The 21,468-nt window shown below is 63.6% G+C and carries 18 protein-coding genes; 7 read left to right on the forward strand and 11 right to left on the reverse strand.

Features of this window, described 5'->3' with window-relative positions; translation table 11 throughout:
• Positions 1 to 36: 36 nt before the first annotated feature.
• The 3 genes from DZG07_RS07860 to DZG07_RS07870 form a co-directional block, all read right to left on the reverse strand.
• Positions 37 to 1,947, reverse strand: coding sequence for an AAA family ATPase (locus tag DZG07_RS07860; protein ID WP_119815715.1), 1,911 nt, complete (start codon positions 1,945 to 1,947; stop codon positions 37 to 39).
• 219 nt (positions 1,948 to 2,166) lie between these two features.
• Complete coding sequence (locus DZG07_RS07865; protein ID WP_091917707.1) at positions 2,167 to 3,312, reverse strand: hypothetical protein; 1,146 nt, start codon at positions 3,310 to 3,312, stop codon at positions 2,167 to 2,169.
• A 15-nt stretch (positions 3,313 to 3,327) separates the two neighbouring features.
• Positions 3,328 to 4,416 carry a hypothetical protein gene (locus tag DZG07_RS07870; protein ID WP_119815718.1) on the reverse strand — a complete coding sequence of 363 codons (1,089 nt, stop codon included), beginning with the start codon at positions 4,414 to 4,416 and terminating at the stop codon, positions 3,328 to 3,330.
• Between the two features lie 271 nt (positions 4,417 to 4,687).
• Here DZG07_RS07870 and DZG07_RS07875 point away from each other — a divergent pair, with 271 nt between their 5' ends.
• The 4 genes from DZG07_RS07875 to clpS all read left to right on the forward strand — a co-directional run bounded on the left by DZG07_RS07875 (position 4,688) and on the right by clpS (position 8,378).
• Positions 4,688 to 5,614 (forward strand): choline ABC transporter substrate-binding protein, encoded by a 927-nt coding sequence (locus DZG07_RS07875; RefSeq protein WP_175544440.1) that lies wholly within the window; start codon positions 4,688 to 4,690, stop codon positions 5,612 to 5,614.
• 293 nt (positions 5,615 to 5,907) lie between these two features.
• On the forward strand, positions 5,908 to 6,762 hold the full coding sequence (gene choW / locus DZG07_RS07880) for a choline ABC transporter permease subunit (RefSeq protein WP_091917704.1): 855 nt from the start codon (positions 5,908 to 5,910) through the stop codon (positions 6,760 to 6,762).
• On the forward strand, positions 6,759 to 7,943 hold the full coding sequence (gene choV / locus DZG07_RS07885) for a choline ABC transporter ATP-binding protein (RefSeq protein WP_119815721.1): 1,185 nt from the start codon (positions 6,759 to 6,761) through the stop codon (positions 7,941 to 7,943). Before choW ends, choV begins: the two co-directional genes overlap by 4 nt.
• A gap of 129 nt (positions 7,944 to 8,072) precedes the next feature.
• Entirely contained in the window at positions 8,073 to 8,378 is a 306-nt protein-coding gene (gene clpS, locus DZG07_RS07890) for an ATP-dependent Clp protease adapter ClpS (protein ID WP_119815724.1), read from the forward strand.
• A gap of 184 nt (positions 8,379 to 8,562) precedes the next feature.
• On the opposite strand, the gene DZG07_RS07895 is transcribed toward clpS, so the two are convergent.
• The 5 genes from DZG07_RS07895 to DZG07_RS07915 form a co-directional block, all read right to left on the reverse strand.
• Complete coding sequence (locus DZG07_RS07895; RefSeq protein ID WP_119815727.1) at positions 8,563 to 9,222, reverse strand: peroxiredoxin; 660 nt, start codon at positions 9,220 to 9,222, stop codon at positions 8,563 to 8,565.
• Between the two features lie 187 nt (positions 9,223 to 9,409).
• Positions 9,410 to 11,476, reverse strand: a complete 2,067-nt coding sequence (locus DZG07_RS07900; protein WP_119815730.1) for a hypothetical protein — start codon at positions 11,474 to 11,476, stop codon at positions 9,410 to 9,412.
• A 1-nt stretch (position 11,477) separates the two neighbouring features.
• The gene (locus DZG07_RS07905) at positions 11,478 to 14,297 is read right to left on the reverse strand and encodes a DUF4159 domain-containing protein (RefSeq protein ID WP_119815733.1); all 2,820 of its coding nucleotides are present in this window, start codon (positions 14,295 to 14,297) and stop codon (positions 11,478 to 11,480) included.
• Positions 14,294 to 15,211, reverse strand: coding sequence for a DUF58 domain-containing protein (locus DZG07_RS07910; RefSeq protein WP_119815736.1), 918 nt, complete (start codon positions 15,209 to 15,211; stop codon positions 14,294 to 14,296). The genes DZG07_RS07905 and DZG07_RS07910 overlap by 4 nt, the downstream gene beginning before the upstream one ends.
• Entirely contained in the window at positions 15,211 to 16,215 is a 1,005-nt protein-coding gene (locus tag DZG07_RS07915) for a MoxR family ATPase (protein WP_119815739.1), read from the reverse strand. Before DZG07_RS07915 ends, DZG07_RS07910 begins: the two co-directional genes overlap by 1 nt.
• Positions 16,216 to 16,353: 138 nt before the next feature.
• On the opposite strand from DZG07_RS07915, the gene DZG07_RS07920 reads away from it, so the two are divergent.
• The 3 genes from DZG07_RS07920 to DZG07_RS07930 are packed head-to-tail and all read left to right on the forward strand — an operon-like array spanning position 16,354 to position 18,878.
• Positions 16,354 to 16,983, forward strand: coding sequence for a DUF1285 domain-containing protein (locus tag DZG07_RS07920; RefSeq protein ID WP_119815742.1), 630 nt, complete (start codon positions 16,354 to 16,356; stop codon positions 16,981 to 16,983).
• A 3-nt stretch (positions 16,984 to 16,986) separates the two neighbouring features.
• Positions 16,987 to 17,619 carry a CoA pyrophosphatase gene (locus DZG07_RS07925; RefSeq protein ID WP_119815745.1) on the forward strand — a complete coding sequence of 211 codons (633 nt, stop codon included), beginning with the start codon at positions 16,987 to 16,989 and terminating at the stop codon, positions 17,617 to 17,619.
• Positions 17,616 to 18,878, forward strand: coding sequence for a CCA tRNA nucleotidyltransferase (locus DZG07_RS07930; protein ID WP_119815748.1), 1,263 nt, complete (start codon positions 17,616 to 17,618; stop codon positions 18,876 to 18,878). The genes DZG07_RS07925 and DZG07_RS07930 overlap by 4 nt, the downstream gene beginning before the upstream one ends.
• A gap of 23 nt (positions 18,879 to 18,901) precedes the next feature.
• Here DZG07_RS07930 and DZG07_RS07935 read toward each other — a convergent pair whose 3' ends face one another.
• The 3 genes from DZG07_RS07935 to hemF form a co-directional block, all read right to left on the reverse strand.
• The gene (locus DZG07_RS07935; RefSeq protein ID WP_091917693.1) at positions 18,902 to 19,087 is read right to left on the reverse strand and encodes a DUF1059 domain-containing protein; all 186 of its coding nucleotides are present in this window, start codon (positions 19,085 to 19,087) and stop codon (positions 18,902 to 18,904) included.
• A 110-nt stretch (positions 19,088 to 19,197) separates the two neighbouring features.
• Positions 19,198 to 20,136 (reverse strand): alpha/beta hydrolase, encoded by a 939-nt coding sequence (locus DZG07_RS07940; protein WP_119815751.1) that lies wholly within the window; start codon positions 20,134 to 20,136, stop codon positions 19,198 to 19,200.
• A 395-nt stretch (positions 20,137 to 20,531) separates the two neighbouring features.
• The gene (hemF, locus tag DZG07_RS07945) at positions 20,532 to 21,446 is read right to left on the reverse strand and encodes an oxygen-dependent coproporphyrinogen oxidase (protein ID WP_119815754.1); all 915 of its coding nucleotides are present in this window, start codon (positions 21,444 to 21,446) and stop codon (positions 20,532 to 20,534) included.
• Positions 21,447 to 21,468 lie beyond the last annotated feature (22 nt).

Consider the following 21,468-nt stretch of genomic DNA (forward strand, 5'->3'; position numbering starts at 1 on the left):
CACCTTCTCCCCGTGAACGGGGAGAAGGAAGATTCCTCACGCATTCCAAGCCCCCTTGGCCTTCAATCCCTCGATCTCGCGGATCGCCCGTTCGCGCAGTCTGGTGTCGCGGATCATCTTTTCGACGGCGGCGTCGTCGGAGCGGTCGGAGTAGCGGAATTCGGAATCGGCGTAGCGGTTGATCTCCTGCATGACCATGTCCATCGAAAACGGCCCGCGCAGTTCCTCGATCATGGCTTTCTTGTCATCGTAGCCCTTGTGCATGAAGGCTTCGGGCTTCTCGAACCACTCGTCGGGAAGCTCTATGTCCATGGCGCGCATCTTGATGGCGTCGGTGACGTTCTTGATGGCGCGGCCGGTGAAGCGTGGCTCGGCTTCCTTGATCTGGTGCAGATAGGTGCCGACATCGGCCATGGTCTTTGGCTCGCCATTCTCCTTCATGAAGCGGTCGTAGACTTTTATCAGCCCGTCCTCATGCGGCTTGGAATAGCCTTCATAGGCGTTCTCGACGGCGCGCTGGATTTCCTGCGCGGCGTAGAGATCATGTTCACCGAGAGGGATCTTGTGGTTCTTGCCGGCGAGAAGGACGAAGATGTCGATATAGTCGTCGCGGCTCTGCGGGCCGTCGACCAGCCAGCGGGCGCCGGCGCGCTGTCGCAGCGCGTCGTCGACATTTTCGGGATAGTTGGAAAACATGCCGAAGGAGCAATTGCCGCGAATGACGGTGGAGGCGCCGGAAAAGGCTTCCATCAGCACGCCGGTGATTTCCTGCTGGCCCGCCGAGGCGCGGTCGTCGGAGCGTTTGGCGGCGACCTGGTCGATGTCGTCGACCGTGCCGAAGCCGATGGCGCGCGGGTTCAAGACATTGGTGATGAACTGCTTGCAGTTCTGGCCGGACTTGCCCTGATAAGACGAGATCTGGTCGACGCCGAAATTCTCGTAGACGAACTGGTAGCCGGCGGTCTGGCAGTAGCCGTGAAGAAGGCCGGCGATCATCTGGATCAGCGTCGTCTTGCCGGTGCCGGGCGAGCCGTCGCCGATGAAGGTGAAGAGGAAGCCGCCGAGCTCGACGAAGGGGTTGAGCTCGCGGTCGAAATCATAGGCCATCAGCATCTTGGCGAGCTTGACCGACTGGTATTTGGCGATGTGATTGCCGACAACCTCGTCCGGCTTCTTGAAGGTCATCACCAGAGGCTTCGACTTCTTGCCCGGGGCAACATCAAAGCCGTCGATGGTGAAATCGTCGGCGTCGATGCGGATATGCGCGTTCTCGAAGGTGCCGAGACCGTCGAAGCGGCCCTTTCGCGTCAGCAGGCCATCGATGGCGGTGCGGGCGAAGGCGCGGGCGCGCGTCATCAGGTCGGCGTCGTCCTTGGCGCCGGAAATAGCCCGGTCGAGACCGGCGATCAGCGCCTTCAGCGCGTCCTGCGCCGTGTCGAACAGGAAATCCGGCTCGGCGATGTCATTGGGGGCCTCGCCATCGGCGTCGATGGTCTGGAGCAAATAGGAGGCAAGCGTGAAGGCCGAGACATAGGCCGAGGCTGTCAGCAGCTTCTTGAAATGCGTGGCTTCGTCGCCTTCCAGCGGCGCGCGAGCGTTCTTCGCCTGCAGGCTTTCGAGGTCGCCGCCGCGCGCGAAGACGTCTGCGACGGCCAGCGCGATGGCGAGGCCGCGGCGGGCGCGATAGAGCAGCGTGTGCTGCGAGATGCTCATCAGCCGGTCGTCGGGGCGGATCGCGCCGACGGTCTTCGCCAGCTCGATCTCGCGGGTCTTGCGCACCGAGCCGGTGGAGACAGTGGAGACGAAGCGGCGGTTGGTGCCGGCAAGTGCGGTGCCCGACTGGCCGGACGAATCCTCCAGCACGACGATGCGCGTGATGAAGCTCTGCGCGGTGGCGCGATGCTTTTCGATATCGGCTTCGGGAATGGTGGTCAGGCCGGTGTCCATCAATTTCCTCCCGGAAGCGCAGTGCTTTGAATGATCGAGATTCCCCCACTCCGGTTTGCTTCGCAAACCACCTCTCCCCCCTCCGGAGGGAGAGGAACCCAAGTTCTGTGAGGTCGCGATCTTGGCGATTGGCGTTTCCTCTCCCCCGGGCAGGGGGAGAGGTGGCGCGCGCAGCGCGACGGAGTGGGGGTGATTTCCTCGGCCGGAAGCAGATTTTCGCTAAACATCTGAAATCACCTGTCCGTTCGACAGGATATGCACCTTGTAGCCGCCAAAGATCTTTTCCGTTTCGCCGGCGGCGTAGAGCGCCTGATAGGCTTCGTGCGGGATCAAAGCGTGTTTCTCGTAGTCGCTGACGCCCTGGCGGGCGGCTTCGAGATCGTCGGTATTGATGAAGAATTCCTGCGTTGCCTTCTCGCTCGACCAGAGGCCGCGGCGGCCGGGCTTTTCGCCCTTGGAATAAATCTCCTGGATGGTCCAGGTCAGCAGCCAGGCGTTTTCGGGCTTGCGCACCTTGGAAAGCACTTCGGCGACGGAAGAATTGTGCTCGGTGATGCCTGCCGAATAGAAGGGCCCGAGCACGACGCGCCGCAGCTGCTTGGGGTGCAGCGTCTCGAAATCCTTGTCGAGATTGTTGGCGATGGTGGCCGGCGACAGCGTGTAGGCGGAGTTCTTTTCGGTGAAATCGTCGAAGCGATGGGCAAGCTCTGGGTTGAGCAGTCCGTCGACGGGAAGCGGGATCTTCACCTTTTCGTTGAGCTTGCCGTCACTGGTGACAAGCTGCCTGACCATGCCGTCGGAAGAATCCTCCACCGTCGCCATGTAGATCAGCGGCAGGTTGGCGCTGCCGTCGAAGCTTGCCCAATGGACGAGATAGTAGGGCCGCATGGTCTTCGGGTTGACTGAAACCTTGGCGGTCTGGGCCAGGAGAAACGGTCCAAAGACGGCGCCGTCTTCGACATCTTCCAGATAGAGCCGCTCGGCCATGGAGCGCTGGAGGGCCTGCGGAAACGCCTTGTGGCGCAGGATGAAATCCGCCATCTCGCCGCGCAGTTCCTTGGGCGAGGGGATTGCGGCGAGGCGCTCGGTGGCCGTGCGGCGGTCGTTTTCCAGTTCGAGAACGTTCTGGAAGATCGGAAAGCCGCTTTCGGCGCGCGAAATCTTGAAGGTCTCCATGAAGCCGAGGCGATTGCGCCAGCAGGAGAACGACTTCTCCAGCCGCGCTATATATTCGGCGACGACCTTGGCGACGATGCCATGCCGGTAGAGCGGCGAGCGATCGTCGCGCATGAAGATTTCGAGACCGCTGAGGGCGGCGCGAATGGCATCGAAATAGCGCGTGGCAGCGTCGGTCTCGGCGCTCATGCGGGTATGCCGGGCCTAGGTCCGCACATAATCCGAGGCGTTGTGCTTCTTCAGCACTTCCTCGAAGCGGCGGGCGAAGGCATCGTCGGCAAGCTTCTTGCGGCGCTGGATGTCGGCGGTCGCCACCATGTTCTTCTCGTGCATTTCGAGAAGGTCACCGATGTGCTTCTGCGCAGCGGCACCGATGCCGGCCATGGTTTCCTCGGCGGTGTTGTCGACCTGGCTGCCCAGCGTGTTGATCTTGTGGGCGACATCCTGCTGGGCGGCGGTCTTCAATGAGTCCTCAAGCGCCTTGTAGAGGACGATGCGTTGTTCGGTGTCGATGGTCAGCTTGTTGATCAGCGTGTTCTGCGCTGCGATCTGGTTGTTGAGCGAATCGACGAAGGTCTGGAACATCGAGGTGTAGCGTTCCAGCGTCTGGCTCTCGGCCAGTAGCTCCTGCTCCTTGGCCTGCTTCTCATTGTATTCGGTCGCCAGCTTCGAGCGGTCGCCCTCAAGCTGGGTGCGCTCCTTCTGGCTGGTGGAGGCGGCGATCTTGTTCTCGATGTCGAGCAGCAGCGGGTTCAGCTCCTCGATGCGCTTCTGCGTGGTCTCGAGATTGGTCATCGTGACCTTGCGGCGCTCGATCACCTGGGCGAGGCTGGCCTCGGAGGTCTTGTAGCGGGCGTCGAGAACCTGTTTCTGCGCCTTCAGGATGCCGACGATGGTGTCGGACTTCGCCAGCAGCTCCTGAAGATTGCCGGCAAGCGACATGTTGCGGACGCGGTCGGTGCGCATGCGCTGCTTCTTCTGGGCCGAAAAGATGCCGACGAAGCTTTCCCAGCCGGTAAAATTCTTCATGCTCTCGAACTCGGTGCCGAAGACGTTGGTGGCGTCCTCCAGTCCGATGATCAGGTCGGCAATGTTGCCCTCCATCACCTTCTGCTGCTTCAGCACATCCTCGATGCGGGCGTTCTCAATATCGAAATCGGCGGAACCGATCTTCTGGTCGGAGGTGGCGAGCTTTTCCAGCACGGTGCTGGACTGGTCGATCTTGGTGCGCATGTCCTCGACGACCTGTTTGGTCTTCGCAATCTCGGCGTCGAAATTCTGCAAGGTCGCCATATTGTCCCTCCGGGTGGCCTGCTCAGGTCGGGCCAATATAGGGTTGGGCCGTATCGATTGAAAGACGGCAGGCGCGCGTTTTGGGAGCAGTTGCAGCAATCTACACCGGATGGTTGATGCTGCCCGTGTCGCGCACAGATAAGTGAGCGGCGCGGCTCGCTCCGCCTTACCGCTTGAAACCACACCAAAATGGTGTTTGGCTTAAGGATACGAACGGCAAGAAATCGTAGCTACTGCCGCACAAGAATCACAATGGGAGAATTCCATGAATATGAAAGCACTCGCCGCCGGCGTTGGCCTGGTGGCATTTCTGTCGGCTGGTGTCGCGTCTGCTGCCGATCCTGAAAGCTGCAAGACCGTTCGGCTCTCCGATGTCGGCTGGACCGATATCCAGGCGACCACGGGCGTCGCCTCGGTGCTGCTGACCGCGCTCGGCTATGAGCCGCAGGTCATCCAGCTGTCGGTGCCGGTGACCTATGCATCGCTGAAGAACAAGGATCTCGACGTCTTCCTCGGCAACTGGATGCCGTCGATGACCAGCGACATCAAGGAATATGCCGCCGACGGCTCGGTCGAGACCGTCAGCGAGAACTTGACCGGCGCCGGCTACGGCATCGTCGTGCCGACCTACGTCGCGGAAGCCGGCGTCAAGACGCTGACCGATCTTGGCAAGTTCAAGGACAAGTTCGACGGCAAGATCTACGGCATCGAGGCCGGCAATGACGGCAACCGAATCATCCTCGACATGATCAAGAACCCGGCCGACAACCTCGAAGGCTTCGAGCTGGTCGAATCGTCTGAAGCCGGCATGCTCACCCAGGCCGAGCAGTCAATGAAGAACAATGAATGGATCGCCTTCCTCGGTTGGACGCCGCATCCGGTTATGGGTGCGATGAAGATCACCTATCTCGACGGCATGGGCGATTCCGGCTTCGGTGCCGCCACCGTCAGCACCAATGTGCGCAAGGGCTATCTGACCGAGTGCCCGAATGCCGGCAAGTTCATCGCTAACCTCAAGTTCAATCTGGACATGGAAGGCGAGATGATGGACGCGATCCTCAAGGGCAGCGACGCCAACACGGTCGCGACCGACTGGCTGAAGAAGAATCCGGACGCCGTGACGCCCTGGATTGCCGGCGTAACCACCTTCGATGGCGGCGATGCCGCCGCTGCGGTGAAGACCGCGCTTGGCAGCTGAGCTGGTTACTTTCCCTTTGAGGGCAGGGCTGTCGGGGTGTTCTGATGGGCCTTAACGGCATAGACCCCCACCCCTAACCCCTCCCCACAAGGGGGAGGGGGACGGTTTCGTGGCCTTGGCCACCTAGAGCGTTGAAGATTGAGGCTGACGGCTATGGAGCACGTTTTCCCTCCCCCTTGTGGGGAGGGGTAGGGGTGGGGGTAATCGCTTAAACGGGGCGCTGCACCTCCAAGCGATGCGTGCCGCGCCACCTCTCCCGCACGTGGGAGGGTAAAGAGAATCGAGGGGACGCAATGGATCCGGTTTCGCAATTCCTGGCCAGCTACAAGATTCCGATCGGTGCCTGGGGCAAGGCGTTCTTCACCTTCCTGACCGACAATTTCGACGCGATCTTCCGCGGCTTCTCGAACGGCCTCAACTTCCTTCTCAACGGACTGGTCGATGGCTTGCTGATGGTGCCGCCGGTGCTGCTGGTGCTGATCATCGCGGGCATTGCCTATTTCCTGCAGCGCTCGCGGCCGCTGGCAATCGGCGTCGCGCTCGGCCTGCTGTTCATCATCAACCAGGGCCTGTGGAAGCAGACAGTGCAGACGCTGGTGCTGGTGGTGGCTGCTGCCGCAGCCTCCATGGCCATCGGCGTACCGCTCGGCATCTGGGCCGCGCACAAGCCGAAGGTCTATCGCATCATGCTGCCGGTGCTCGACCTGATGCAGACGCTGCCGACCTTCGTCTACCTGATCCCGGTGCTGACCCTGTTCGGCCTCGGCAATGCGCCGGGCCTCATCGTCACCATCATCTTCGTGATCCCGACCGCCGTGCGGCTCACCCATCTCGGCGTCGTCTCGGTGCCGACTTCGATCGTCGAGGCGGGCGAGGCATTCGGCGCGACCAAGCGGCAATTGCTGTGGAAGGTCGAACTGCCGGCGGCCTTGCCGACCATCATGGCAGGGCTGACCCAGTGCATCATGCTGTCGCTGTCGATGGTGGTGTTCGCAGCCCTTATCGGCGCCGGTGGACTCGGCACGGAAATCAACCGCGCGCTCGGCTCGCGCAGGATCGACCTCGGGCTTGAGGCGGGCCTGGCAATCGTCGTGCTCGCCATCGTGCTCGATCGCATGACGCGCATCGGCGTCGGAGGTAAGAAATGAACGTCGCCGTAGACTTCAGGGATGTCGACATCATCTTCGGCCCGGATACGGCCGATGCGCTGGCTATGGTCGATGCCGGTGCGAGCCGCTCGGAAATCCTGGAAAAGACCGGCAATGTGCTGGGCTGCGCCGGGGCGAACCTCACCGTGCACGAGGGCGAGATTTCGGTGCTGATGGGCCTGTCGGGTTCGGGCAAGTCGACGCTGTTGCGCGCCGTCAACCGGCTCAACATCGTTTCGCGCGGGCAGGTTCTGGTCAAGGATGGCGACAAGACCGTCGATGTCGTGACCTGCGACGAGCCGACCTTGCGCCGCCTGCGCCAGAAGCAGGTGGCCATGGTGTTCCAGCAGTTCGGCCTCCTGCCGTGGCGCACCGTGGAGGAAAATGTCGGCCTCGGGCTGGAGCTCGCCGGCATGCCGGAGGCGGAACGCAAGCAGAAAGTCGGCAAGCAGCTCGAACTCGTCAATCTGACGCCGTGGGCCAAGAAATACGCCCATGAGCTTTCGGGCGGCATGCAGCAGCGCGTGGGGCTTGCCCGCGCCTTCGCCACGGAAGCGCCGATCCTGCTCATGGACGAGCCGTTTTCCGCACTCGACCCGCTGATCCGCACCAAGCTGCAGGACGAGCTTCTGCAGCTCCAGGAGAAGCTGAAGAAGACGATCATCTTCGTCAGCCACGATCTCGAAGAAGCGCTGAAGATCGGCAGCCACATCACCATCATGGAGGGCGGGCGCATCGTCCAGACCGGCGCGCCGGAAGACATCGTGCTGCGCCCGGCCAACGACTATGTCCGTGAGTTCATTTCGAATGTGAACCCGCTGTCGGTGCTGACGGCATGGAACGTCATGCGCGACCGGCGCGATCTGGAATCGGCCGGCCGGGGCGGCTGGCTCTGGCTCGACCGGCGCCAGACGACGCGCTTCAAGATCGACAAGGACGGCATGGTGGCGGCCGCCGAACGCAACGGCCAGCCGGCGGTGTGGGTGTCGTGCGACGACATCGAAAACCTGCCTGATGACGCCCCGCAGGTGTTCTGGGCAAAGCCCGGCACCTCGCTGAAGACTGTCATGCTCGCCATGCACCGCAGCCAGACCTCGCCGGTGGCGCTGTTCGACGAACAGTCGCGGTTTGTCGGCGCGATCGGGATCAGGGACGTGTTGTCAGCGGTGTTGAGGCGGTAGACTCCTCGCGAAGCGGGTGATCCTAAGGCCTTTCACCGCGATGTGACTGGCTCTGGGTGCAATCGCATGGACCATCGACGGCGTCTGTGCGAAACTCTGTCATCGTCGCATCCATCATCCGCGCGTCCGATGCCAGAAACAATCACCATTCCCCGCACAAGAACCAAGCCGAAGATCGAGCGGCCGAAGCTGCACAAAGTCATCCTGATCAATGATGATTTCACGCCGCGAGAATTCGTCGTGCGGGTGCTCAAGGCCGAGTTTCGGATGAGCGAGGATCAGGCGCATCGCGTCATGATTACCGCGCATCAGCGCGGCGTCTGCGTGGTCGCGGTGTTTACGAAGGATGTCGCCGAGACGAAGGCGACGCGGGCGACGGACGCCGGCAAGGCGGCGGGCTATCCGCTGATGTTCACGACCGAGCCGGAGGAGTGAAGTGCGCCGGCGCTCACCTCCCCCTTGAGGGGAGGTCGCGTACCGAGCAAAGCGAGGGAAGCGGGTGGGGTCGTTGCGGCAGTGCTCGACGTTCCTTTGCGCCGAGCGCTGCCTTGACCGCCCCCCTCTGGCGCTGCGCGCCATCTCCCCCTCAAGGGGGGAGAAGACGCCGAGCCGCTCGATCTCACCCAGCCGGCTGCTTGGTCTTGCGCAGATAGGGCAGGATCGTATCGAAGGCGCCGAAGCGCTTGATGGCGTCTTCGTTGGAGACGGCGGCGGTGATGATGACGTCTTCGCCCTGCTGCCAGTTGGCGGGCGTCGCGACCTGGTGCTTGGCGGTGAGCTGGATCGAATCGATGGCGCGCAGGATCTCGTTGAAGTTGCGGCCAGTGGTCATCGGGTAGGTGAGGATCAGTTTTATCTTCTTGTCCGGGCCGATGACGTAGACCGAGCGCACAGTGGCGTTGTCGGCTGGCGTGCGGCCTTCGGAGCTGTCGCCGGCGCCCTCCGGCAGCATGTCGTAGAGCTTGGCGATCTTCAGGTCCTTGTCGCCGATCAGCGGGTAGTCGACGCTGAACCCGGTCGCGGTCTTGATGTCGTCCTTCCACTTGGCGTGGCTTTCGACCGGATCGACCGAGATGCCGATGATCTTGACGCCGCGCTTGCGGAATTCGCCTTCAAGGCCGGCCATGGTGCCGAGTTCGGTGGTGCAGACGGGCGTGAAATTCTTCGGGTGCGAGAACAGTACGGCCCAGCCGTCGCCGATCCATTCATGGAACTTGACCATGCCTTGGGTGGTCTCGGCGGTAAAATCGGGGGCGGTTTCGTTGATGCGCAGGCCCATGGCTCGCTCCTCTCGGTTCTTAACTATTGATTGGCCGCCCAAGATAGCGCAATCCGCGCGATTTTGGAGGCCGAAACGGGCTCTATCAGGTCTTCGGGAGAACGACCAAGGCGGATTTTCCACCTTTGGAGGAAAAACATACTCCTATTGGGGGAGGGGTTACGCCTTGGCCCTCAAAGGGGAAGCGTTAGCGCCCCTCGCGGTACCACATGGAGCCGAGCGCCAGGAGGAGCAGGCCGAGGCCGAAGAAGCCGCCGAACATCGGCACGCGGCTGACCGATTTCAGCACGCTGTCATTGGTGGTGCGCAGGCCGATCCAGTCGCGGCCGGAGGCTTCCGCCGTGCCGCGCACCGGAACCACGCTCGGCACGCTGATGCCAGTGAGGCCGGCGAGCCGGCGCACGCTGCCGCCGCTCGCCTCGACTGCCGGCCGTACGATGTTCTCCGTCGAGATGACGTCGGCGAATTCCGGCGCGTTGATCGGGCCGATATGGGCGAGCGCGGTGAGATCGCCGTTGGCGACCTGATAGAGGCCGATCTCGTTGGTTTCGACGCTGCCGGCGAAGATACCGGGCTCGGATTGTGAAAGCGGCACGGTCATCGCCTTGCCCGAAGGGGTGATGACCTGGGCGGCGCCGGGATCGTCGCTCATGGTCTGGCGGCGCACGTCCAGCGTCATGCCCCGGCCGTTGGCGGTGAGGCGTTCTTCCTCGAGTTCAGGTTCCTTCATCAGCCAGTGGGCGATGCGGCGATAGAGCGAGACATGCGGGCCGCCGCCCTCGAAGCCGCGCGCCCACAGCCAGCCCTGATCGGACAGGAACATGCCGACACGGCCTTCGCCCTTGCGGTCGAGCAGCAGCAGCGGACGGTCGTCAGGCCCCTTCATCACCACTTCGCCCTCGGGCCGGTCGATGCCGATGAGGCGGAACCAGCGGCTCCATTTGGGCGGTTCGGTGCCGGAGCCTTCGAGGCCGCGCGTGACGGGATGGCGTTTGCCGACGTCCGTCAGGCGCGGATAGAAGGCCTGATCGACGACCTCGCCGCTGGGCATCGCCGGCAGGGCCGACATCAGCGGCGTGCGCGCGATCGACTGGTCGCCGGCATATTCGGGGCCGGCGGCGATCAGGAGCGCGCCGCCCTTTTCGACATATTCGGCGATGTAGTCGTAATAGAGGATCGGCAGCACATCGCGGTGCTGGTAGCGATCGAAGATGATGAGGTCGAAATCGTTGATCTTGTCAACGAAGAGTTCGCGCGTCGGGAAGGCGATGAGCGACAATTCGTTGATCGGCGTGCCGTCCTGCTTTTCCGGCGGGCGCAGGATGGTGAAGTGGACGAGATCGACCGAGGCGTCGGACTTGAGCAGGTTGCGCCAGGTGCGCTCGCCGGCATGCGGCTCGCCCGAGACCAGCAGCACGCGCAGGTTTTCGCGAATGCCGTCGACCAGCGCGATGGCGCGGTTGTTGGTGTCGGTGAGTTCGCCGTCGACACGTTCGATCTGAAGCTCGACGATGTTGCGGCCGGCAGTCGGGATGGTGATGTCGACCGGCATTTCCTGGCCGATCGTCGCGCGCTCGACAGACACCTGCTGGCCGTTGACGGAGACGCGGACGTCGACTTCGCCGGTCGCGCCGCCGGTATCGAGCACGCGATAGGTCATGGCCAGCGGCTTGCCGACGATGCCGAATCGCGGGGCTTTTTCGAAGCGGATGCGGCGGTCGCGCTCGTTTTCCTCGCCGGTAATCAGGGCATGCAGCGGAGCGTGGAAATTGGGTGCGGCGGGCACATCGTGCACCTGCCCATCGGTGACCATGATGGCGCCGCCGATGCGCGAGGGCGGAACGTCGCGGAAGGCGCCGTCGAGGGCGGAGAACAGCCGCGTCTGCGTGCGCTCGTCGGCGGCATCGGCCTTGCCGGCCTCGACCACGCGCACCTCGAACTGCTTGAAGCGGGCAAGCCGTTCCTGCAGCGTGGTGACGGCCTGGTCGGTTTCGGCGGTGCGGTTGCCGATGTCCTGGCTCTGGCTGCGGTCGACGATCAGCGCGACGACGCTTTGCAGGGGCTCGCGGTCTTCATCGAGCAAAACGGGGTTGATGAGGGCTGCCGCCAATGCGGCCAGTGCTGCAAGGCGCAGCCATCCGCCGCGCTGGCGGAACCACAGGCCGAGGAGGGCCAAAAGCGCCAACGGCACGATGATGGCGGCGACAAGCGGCCAGCCGAGCAGGGGTTCGAAGGAAAGGGACCAGTTGTTCACGCTACTGCCCCAGCCTTTCGAGCAGCACCGGCACGTGGACCTGATCGGATTTGTAGTTGCCGGTCAGCATGTACATGACGATGTTGACGCCGGCGCGGTAGGCATAGATGCGCTGCATCGGGTCGGCCGGCACGGTCGGCAGCATCGGCTCGCCATTGGCGTCGATGGCCCATGCGCCGGCGAAATCATTGGCGGTGATCATGATCGGGGTGACGCCGTCGCCGGTGCGCACGGGGCGATGCTCGGGATTGGTCGCCTCGGCCGAGGCTTCCACCCAAAGTGGGCTACCGTTGAAGCGCCCGGGGAAATCCGGAAGGATGAAGAAGGATTTGGTCAGGACGTGGTCGGCCGGCACCGGCTCCAGCGGCGGCACGTTGAGATTGCCGAGGATGTCGCGCAGCCGCTCGGTCGCGGGGCTGGCGGAGCCGGCGTCGATGCCGGTCGAATACTGGTCGCGCGTGTCGAACAGCACCGTGCCGCCCTGCTGCATATAGGCGTCGATGCGAGCGATCGCCTGCTCGGTCGGCATGGCCGCGTTCGGGTCGATCGGCCAATAGATGATCGGGTAGAAGGAAAGCTCGTCCTTCGCGATGTCGACGCCGGCCGGCTTGCCCGGCTCGAGTGCCGTCTTGTCGATGAGGAAGCGCGACAGGCCGTCGAGGCCGGCGCGGCTGATGGCGTCGATGGAGGCGTCGCCGGTCAGCACATAGGCGAGGCGGGTGGTCGAGACCGCGTCGATGGCCTCGGCGTCGCCCGGCTTGGCATCCTGCGCCATGGCATGCGAGGAGAGCGCGAACATGGCGCCGGCGGCAAGCAGGATGACGGCGGCTGAGCCTGCCGCTCTTGCTGCCTTGCGGCGACGGTTGAACATGCCGCCCATCCAGAAGACGGCGAGGGTGTCGAGAAGCATCAGCAACAGGGCAGCAGCCACGAGCGGACCTTTCAGATCCCGGGATTCGTCGAAAGCATAGCGCATTTCGGTGACCGGCGCTGCGACCTGCGGACGGACGAGCGGGGTGAAGGCGGCATCGGCGCCAAGCAGGTTGTGGGCAACGACGCCTTCCTCGCTGCCATAGAGGCCGGGCGGGTTTTCGATGGTGACGGGTGCGGGGCCTTGTCCGACGGTCAGCGGCCGGGCATCGGGCGTCGGCGGCACGAGCGCGCCATTGGCGGCGATCATGCGGTAAGGGGCCAGCGAGGCAATCTGGCCCTCGGCATTCGCGGCAGCGGAACCCTGATTGCGTGAAAGCTGGACGAGACGGCGCAGCATCTCGACGAAGCTGCCTGAGATCGGCAGGTTGGACCACGTCGCTTCCGGCGTGATGTGGAAGAGGACGACGGTGCCTTTTTCGCGCTTCGCCCCGGTGACCAGCGGCGTGCCGTCGGCAAGGCTTGCCCAGGTGCGCTCGACGATATCCGCGGTCGGCTCGGCCAGCACCTGACGGCTGACGGTGACCTCGGAGGGTGGGGTCAGGTCGGCAAACGGGCCGGCTGGGAACTCGGCCACGGCCTGCGGCTCGGTCCAGGACAGCGCGCCGCCGAGCGAGCGTTCGCCGAGGCGCAAGCGCACAGGCAGAAGCTCTTCGTCATTGCCGGCTGCAGCGAGGCGCGAGCCGGCGAAGCGGACCAGCGTGCCGCCATTGTCGACCCATTCGATGAGTTTCTGGCGTGCAGCGTCTGGGATGGTGCCGACGTCGGCCATGACGATCATCGCCGGCTTCTGGTCAAGAAGCTGCGGGATGGCGTCGGCAAGGTCGGGGCTACGGGGCTCGACCAGATCGGCGAAAGGCTCGAGTGCGCGGCGGATGTAATAGAGCGGCGACAGCAGCGGCTGGGCCTGATCGGCCTCGGACTGGGAGAGCAGGCCGACGCGGCGGCGCTTGGAGCTTTCATCCAGCACGCGCACGGCTCCGGCCTGGTTTTCGCCGTCGATGGCGATCGCTGCGAAATCGTTGCGCAGTTCGAACGGCACCTGCATCTGGCCTGTCGCCGTCGTTTCGCCGGCGCCGAAGGTGAGTGCGGCATCGGCGATGCGGCGGCCCTTGTCGTCGAAGGCTCCGGCGGTGACCTGACGCGGGCCGGCATCGCCGGGCGGGCGAATGGCGGTTAGCGCAAAACCTTCGAGCTGGTTTTCGGCGGCCTTCAGCCCGACCGTGTTGAGCCGGTCGGGAACGACCCAGACGACGTCGGCGGGGTTCTTGCCGAGCAGGGTGTTGAAGGCGGCTTCGTCGCCCTGGGCCGCTAGGCCGTCGGCAAGGATGGCGACGCTGGCGCCGGGCAGCGCTTCAAGCGCTGCGGCGACCCGCGCATAGACGGCCGGGCGATCGGTCGGAACCGGGCGCGGCTTGGTGGCGCGCAGCTTGTCGCGGGCGGCTTCGGCGTCAAAGGGACCGATCTCGGCATTCGGCTTTTCGGCAGTGAAGGCGAGCAGAACCGGCACGCCGGTAGAGTTGGCATCGCCGATCAGGCGCTCTGCGGTGGCGACGCGGCGGTCCCAGTCGGGCGCGCTCGCCCAGTCATTGTCGATGACCAGCGCCAGCGCGCTGCCATTCGTGGGCAGCTTTTCGCGCGGGTTGAACACCGGCTCGGCCAGCGCCATGACGACGAGTGCCGCCATCAGAAGGCGCAGCAGCGTCAGCCACCACGGGCTCTGATGCGGCGTTTCCTCGCGCTTCAGGACGCGGGCGAGAATCTTCAGCGGCGGAAACACTTCCGTCTGCGGTTTCGGCGGCGTCAGGCGCAGCAGCCACCAGATGACCGGCAGCGCGAGCAGGCCCCAGAGGATGGCCGGAAAGCCGAAGGAAAGCGGGAGCCAGCTCATGCGCGGACCCCGGAAGCGTAGCCGCCATCGGCGGTCAGCGCCATGTGAATGCGCACAAGCGCATCGGAAGCGAGGCGGTCGGTGTGGTTGACGGTGTAGCTCCAGCCGAGACGCTTGCACCAGGCGGCCAGCTCATGGCGGCGGGCGGCATAGAGTCGCTGATACTCCTCGCTCAGCATTTCGGCACGGCCGGCGGTCAGCTTGTCGCCGGTCTCGGGATCGGTGAACTCGGTGCGGCCGGCATAGGGAAAGCTCTCTTCGGCCGGATCGGCGATCTCGATCAGATGCGCGCGCACGCCGTGACGGGCGAGCACGTCGAGCCATTCCTGGGTTTCCTCGACGGGATCGAGGAAGTCGCTGGCGATAACGATGTCGGAAAAGCGGCGGATGGCGGTGAGGTCAGGCCGTGCCGGCAGGCTGGAGGCGTGGGACAGGTGTCCGGCAAGCCGCTCGGCACCGTTGCGGGCGGTGAAAGGGTCGGTGAGGCCGGGCCAGGCGATGCGCTCGCCGCTGCGCGACAGAAGCTCGGCCAGCGCCAGCGTGATCACCAATGCGCGCGATTCCTTGGAAACGCTGGCCGTGGTCGATTTGTAGAGCATGGAAGCTGAAGGATCGGCCCAGAGCCAGACGGTATGGGCTGCCTCCCATTCGCGGTCGCGGACATAGGTGTGGTCATCGCGGGCCGAGCGGCGCCAGTCGATGCGCGACATCGCTTCGCCCTCGACATAGGGCCGGAACTGCCAGAAATTCTCGCCGATGCCGCGCTTGCGGCGGCCGTGCCAGCCGCCGATGACGGTGTTGACGACGCGGCGGGCCTCGATCAGCAGGTCGGGAACAAGCGAAGCACGCAGCCTTGCGCGGGCAAGGGCGTCTCGCGTGCCGACCGGGGAGGAGGCCTCGCCGATGCGTGCCATCAGACCCCTTTCACCAGCCGGGCGACGACATCGCGCACGCTCATGCCTTCGGCGCGGGCGGCGAATGTCAGCGCCATGCGGTGCTGCAACACGGGTTCAGCCAATGCCTTGACGTCGTCGATGGAGGGGGCAAGACGCCCTTCATAGAGCGCGCGGGCACGGGCGCAGAGCGTCAGCGCCTGGCTGGCGCGCGGGCCAGGGCCCCAGGCGACATGCTTGTCGGTCTCGGCATTGCCCTGACCTGGACGGGCGGAGCGGACGAGATCGAGGATCGCCTCGACCACGCTTTCGGGCACCGGCATGCGGCGGATAAGCTGCTGGATTTCCTGGAGCCGCGAAGGCGTCAGCACATTCGCGGCCTTGGCGTCTTCGACGCCGGTGGTTTCGAGCAGGATGCGGCGCTCGGCCTCGATGTCCGGGTAGAGAATATCGATCTGCATCAGGAAGCGGTCGAGCTGAGCTTCGGGTAGGGGATAGGTGCCTTCCTGCTCCAGCGGGTTCTGGGTGGCCAGAACGTGGAAGGGGGCGGGCAGATCGTGGCGCGCGCCGGCTATGGTGACGTGGTATTCCTGCATCGACTGCAGCAGCGCCGACTGGGTGCGCGGCGAGGCGCGGTTGATTTCGTCGGCCATCAGCAATTGCGCGAAGATCGGGCCGGGAATGAAGCGGAAGGAGCGCTTGCCGGCCTCGTCCTGCTCCATCACTTCGGAACCGAGAATATCGGACGGCATCAAATCGGGCGTGAACTGGACGCGGCGGGCATCCATGCCGAGAACGATGCCCAAAGTCTCGACCAGCTTGGTCTTGGCAAGGCCGGGAACGCCGACCAGAAGCGCGTGGCCGCCAGCCAGCAGGGCGACGAGCGTGCGCTCGACCACGCTTTCCTGGCCGAAAATGACCTTGCCGACGCCGTCGCGGACCTTGGAGATGTCAGCCAGTGCCGTTTCGGCCTGCGCCACCATTTCCTTTTCGCCGATCGATGGGTCCTTGACGATTATGCTCATGCCGCTTCGATCCTCGTTTGTCTGGAACGTCGGCCGGCAACGTCCAGTGCCGCGATTCGCACGCCTATGGTGCCATTGAATGAACTTAAATCACTCATCTAGGCTGACAAGCGCAACAACAGTGACTATTTCGTGACCATGACCAAAGTCGAAGATCATCGTGAACAGACCCTGACCAGCGTTGCCGACACCGCCGGGCTGTCGGCGCTGATCTCACGCGCGGCCCGCGCAGGCAAGGGTCTGCCGCCGGTCGAGCGCTGGAATCCCGACTTCTGCGGTGATCTCGACATGGAGATCCGGCCGGACGGGACCTGGTTCTATCTCGGCACGCCGATCGGGCGCATGCCGCTGGTGCAACTGTTCTCGACGGTGCTGCGCAAGGACGCCGACGGCAAGACCTATCTCGTCACGCCGGTGGAAAAGGTCGGCATCAGGGTGGTCGATGCGCCGTTCGTTGCGGTCGAGATGAACGTCTCGGGTAAAGGCAACGGGCAGGTCATCACCTTCCGCACCAATGTCGGCGATGTCGTTGAAGCGGGGCCGGAACATCCGCTGCGTTTCGTTGACGAGGACGACACCGGCGGTCTGAAGCCCTATGTGCTGGTGCGCGGAAGGCTGGAAGCGCTGGTAGCGCGGCCGGTGATGTATGAACTGGTCGAACATGGCGAGGAAATCGAGATCGATGGCGAGTTGATGTTTGCGGTGCGGGCAGGGGGCGAGGTCTATCCGATCATGCCGGCCGAGAAACTCCGGCGGTTGAGCGCCTGAGCCATGGACAACGCAGTCGCAACGCATTTTTCGGCTCTCGATTTCCGCAGGCGTGTGGAGCGGGAGCGCGAGCCGGAACCGGACCCGGACTATGGCGACCATCGCTTCAATCCGGGTTTTGGCCATCTGATCCGCCGCGATAATCTGCGTGACGCTGCCGTGTTGATCCCCGTAGTAGATCATGGCGACGAGGCCAGCGTGATCCTGACCAAGCGCACGGAAAAACTGCGCAATCATTCGGGGCAGGTGGCGTTTCCGGGTGGTCGCATCGACCCGACCGACCCGACGCCGGAGTTTGCCGCACTGCGCGAGACGGTTGAGGAAATCGGGCTGGGCGAGGATCATGTCGAGGTCGTCGGGCGCATGCCCGATTATGTTGCCGGCAGTGGTTACCGCATCGCGCCGGTGCTTGGCATCGTGCGGCCGGGGTTTCATCTAACGATCAATCCGCATGAAGTGGATACGGCCTTCGAAGTGCCGCTGCGTTTCCTCATGGACCCCGCCAACCACCACCAGAGCAGCCGGATGTGGAACGACAAGGAATGGGTCTATTACGATATGCCCTATGGCGGCCAGCGCATCTGGGGCGTCACCGCCGGCATCATCCGCACGCTTTATGAAAGGCTCTATGCATGAGCGATAGGGCGTCGATCGCCGGCCGGGCCAAATGGCTCGGCGACAAGGATATTCAGCGCCTTCTGGCGGCGCTCTCGGCTGATGGCGAGGAAGCACGCATCGCCGGCGGCGCGGTGCGCAATGCGCTGCTGGGCGAGACGGTTTCCGACATCGACATCGCCACGACCAATCGCCCGGAGGAGACGACGCGCCGCGCCGAGGCTGCCGGCTTCAAGGCCGTTCCGACCGGGGCCGAGCACGGTACGATCACCGTCATTGCCGGCGGCAAGCCGTTCGAGGTGACGACGCTGCGCGCCGATGTCGAGACCGACGGGCGGCGCGCCAAGGTGCGCTTCGGCCGTGACTGGAAGAGCGACGCCGAGCGGCGCGACTTCACCATCAATGCGCTCTACGCCGAAGCCGACGGCACGGTTATCGATCTCGTCGGCGGGCTTGCCGATCTCGAAAGCCGCACCTTGCGTTTCATCGGCGATGCGGAAGCGCGCATTCGCGAAGACTATCTGCGCATCCTGCGGTTTTACCGGTTCTTCGCCTGGTACGGCTCGGGCCGGCCGGACGCCGAGGGCGTGAAGGCCAGCGCGCGGCTGAAAGACGGGCTCGACCAGCTTTCGGCGGAGCGCGTCTGGGCCGAGCTGAAAAAGCTGCTTTCTGCGCCTGACCCCTCGCGTACGCTTTTGTGGATGCGACAGGCCGGCGTTTTGACGCGTATCCTGCCCGAGAGCGAGAAATGGGGCATCGATGCCATTCACGGGCTGGTGAAGACCGAACGTGATCTGGGCTGGAAGCCCGATCCGTTGCTGCGGCTCGCGGCGATCGTGCCGCCGGATGCCGCGCGCATGGCCGGGCTGGCCGAGCGGTTGAAGTTTTCGAAGGTCGAGAGCGAACGCCTGCTGCAGTGGGCGGGCGCGCCGGCGCCGGTATCGACATGGGCTGAAGGCGCTTTTGCAAAGATGCTCTATCGTGGCGAGCCGAAAGGTTTTGCCGATCGCCTGCGTCTGGCGCTGGCTTCGGCGCGTGCCCGTGCGGTCGAGGACGACAAGGCGCTGATGGAAGCCGGCGGGTTCTCGCGATTGCTGGCTTTCGCGGAAAAGTGGGAAAGGCCGGATTTCCCGGTCAAGGGCGCGGATTTGACCGCGCTGGGTGTCACGCAAGGGCCGAAAATAGGCGATACGCTACGCGCGCTGGAAACCGCATGGGTCGATTCCGGCTTTGCGCTCGATCGCGACGCGCTGCTTAAGCGCGCCGCCGGCAGTTTTTAAAACAACAAGTTAGCGGATTTCGATCAGGCCGCGTCGCGGACTTTTTCGATCCGTGAGCGGATCGCTTCGATCATGGTTTCGCGAATGATCGTTTCGCCATGGGTTTCGCGCATATGCTCGACTGCGCGGCGCATCACTTCGGCTTCTTCCTCATGCTTCGTATGCCAGTCGCAGCCGGGAACAAGCGATCCGCATTGAAATTCCTTCATTGGTTTTCCTCCTAATCCTCGCTCTTGGTGGCGGACAGGATGATAACACGGAATGGGGCAATAAGTTGCGTCTGCCGGCCTGGATCAACTCATTCTGATCAAGGCTTGTTTCAGTTCAACGAAACGGCATTCGAACGGGCCAGCCAATCGCTGACGAGCTTGGCGTCTTCGTCGCCGAGACCATGGTCGGCCTTGATCATATGTGCGTCGATGCGCGCGCCGTGATCCTTCAGCATCGCTTCGAGGGCGGGTGCGAAGGGCGAATAGGTCACGTCGGCCTGACCGGCGACGACGAGATAACGGACGCTGGACAGATCGACCGCCGGAATTTTTTCCAGCACCGACATTGGCCGCAGCAGCACGGCGCGCTCAACGAGGCCGGGGTGAAGCAGGGTCAATGCGGCCAGCAGATTGGCGCCGTTGGAATAGCCGACGAAGGTGGTGTGATCGAGATCGAGCATCTTCTTCTTGACGGCGTCCTGCAGGAAACCAGCAAAGGCGTTTGCCTCCGAGCGGATGTCGCGCTGGTCGAATCGGGTCGGCGTCAGGCGGGCGTACCAGCGCTTGCTGCCATCCTGTACGACGCGGCCGCGCACGCCCATCAGCACCGAACGCGGGGCGATGCGGGAGGCGAGCGCCATCATCGTCGTCTCGTCGCCGCCCGAGCCGTGAAGGAGCACAAGCGTTTCGGCAGTGGCCTTTTCCGGCCGCTTGACGAGGACGGTAAAATTCTTCGCGCGGATGATGGACGACGAGGCGGCGGCCGGCGGAACGGCTGCGTTGATTTCAGGAGCGTGCGAATCCTGTTCGATCATGGCCTTCACTGGCTCGGCTTTAAGGCTTTTCACGGGCGTCTCGACCGACAGGTCCGGGCAGCGCGCCGCAGCCGCACTTGCGGGTTTCGGTGATTCCTTACTGCTGTTGGAAGCCGCCATTTTTGCCTGCGAACCATTGCGCTCGCAATCAGATAGATCGCGCGCGCCGGCTGCGCCAGCAAAACCGAGGACAAGAATAAGCGCCATCGCGCCGAGGAGAGACTGCTTGATCATGGACGGACACTGTCAGCTAAAAGTTAACTAAAATTCTAGAGCCTGATCCATCACAAGAGATTCCGGATCGTGCTCTATCGTCTTGTTTCGCCACGATCTTTCCGGGAGCCGGGTTCCGGCTGCCGATCATGGTTTAGCGCGTTTCGCGGGAGGCCCAACCCCACCGCATTTCATGTGTCATGCGTAGATTCTAAGTGTTACAGCGTCCTTTGCGCGTCCGACTGGACGCGCGGCGCTGTAAGCAGGGCGGCGCGTTTTCACGCTCGCCCCAGCTTCATTCAAGTCCTAATCAGAATATTTTCGTTTGTCACCACGCAATCTTACAGGTGGTAACAATCCGGCATAAGTGTCGCTTTCAGGTCACATTGCCTATAAGCGACATGCTACGGGCGAGGTCACGGCCACTTCACCTCGGGCGGCATGCTCGACAGGATCGAGTTGACGTTGCCGCCGGTCTTCAGGCCGAAGATGGTGCCGCGGTCGTAGAGCAGGTTGAACTCGACATAGCGGCCGCGGCGAATCAGTTGCTCCTCGCGGTCGCCATCGGTCCAGTTCAGGCCGAAATTCTTGCGCACCAGATGCTGGTAGACGACGAGGAAGGAGCGGCCGACGTCCTGCACGAAGCGGAAATCGGCTTCCCAGCCGCCTTTTTCCTGCGGCGACTGCAGGTAGTCGAAGAAGATGCCGCCGACGCCGCGCGCCTCATTGCGGTGGGGCAGATAAAAATACTCGTCGCACCAGGCCTTGTAGCGGTCGTAGTCGGCGATCGCGGCATGCTTGCCGCAGGCGAACTGCATCGTCTTGTGGAAGGCGAGTGTATCAGGGTCTTCCTGCGTGCGACGCTTGTCGAGCACGGGGGTGAGATCGGCGCCGCCGCCGAACCATTGGCGCGAGGTCACGACCATGCGCGTGTTCATGTGCACGGCGGGCACGTTCGGGTTCCAGGGATGGGCGATCAGCGAGATGCCGCTTGCCCAGAAACTGGGATCTTCCTCGGCGCCGGGCATCTGCTTGCGGAATTCGGGAGAGAATTCGCCATGGACGGTGGAGGTGTGGACGCCGACTTTTTCGAAGACGCGGCCATGCATCATCGACATGATGCCGCCACCGCCCTTGCCTTCTTCGCGCTGCCAGGGGGTCTTTTCGAAACGGCCCGGCGACCACGAGGCCTGCGGGCCGGTGAGATCGTCCTCGATCTGCTCGAAGCCGGCACAGATGCGGTCGCGCAGTTCCTCGAACCAGGCGCGCGCGCGTTCCTTCTTGCCTTCGATATCCGCAGGCAATCCCACCGGTATTTCAGCTCGCTCCATAGGCACTCGTCTCCACTCACTG

The sequence above is a fragment of the Mesorhizobium sp. DCY119 genome, assembly GCF_003590645.1.
GTDB lineage: Bacteria > Pseudomonadota > Alphaproteobacteria > Rhizobiales > Rhizobiaceae > Mesorhizobium_M.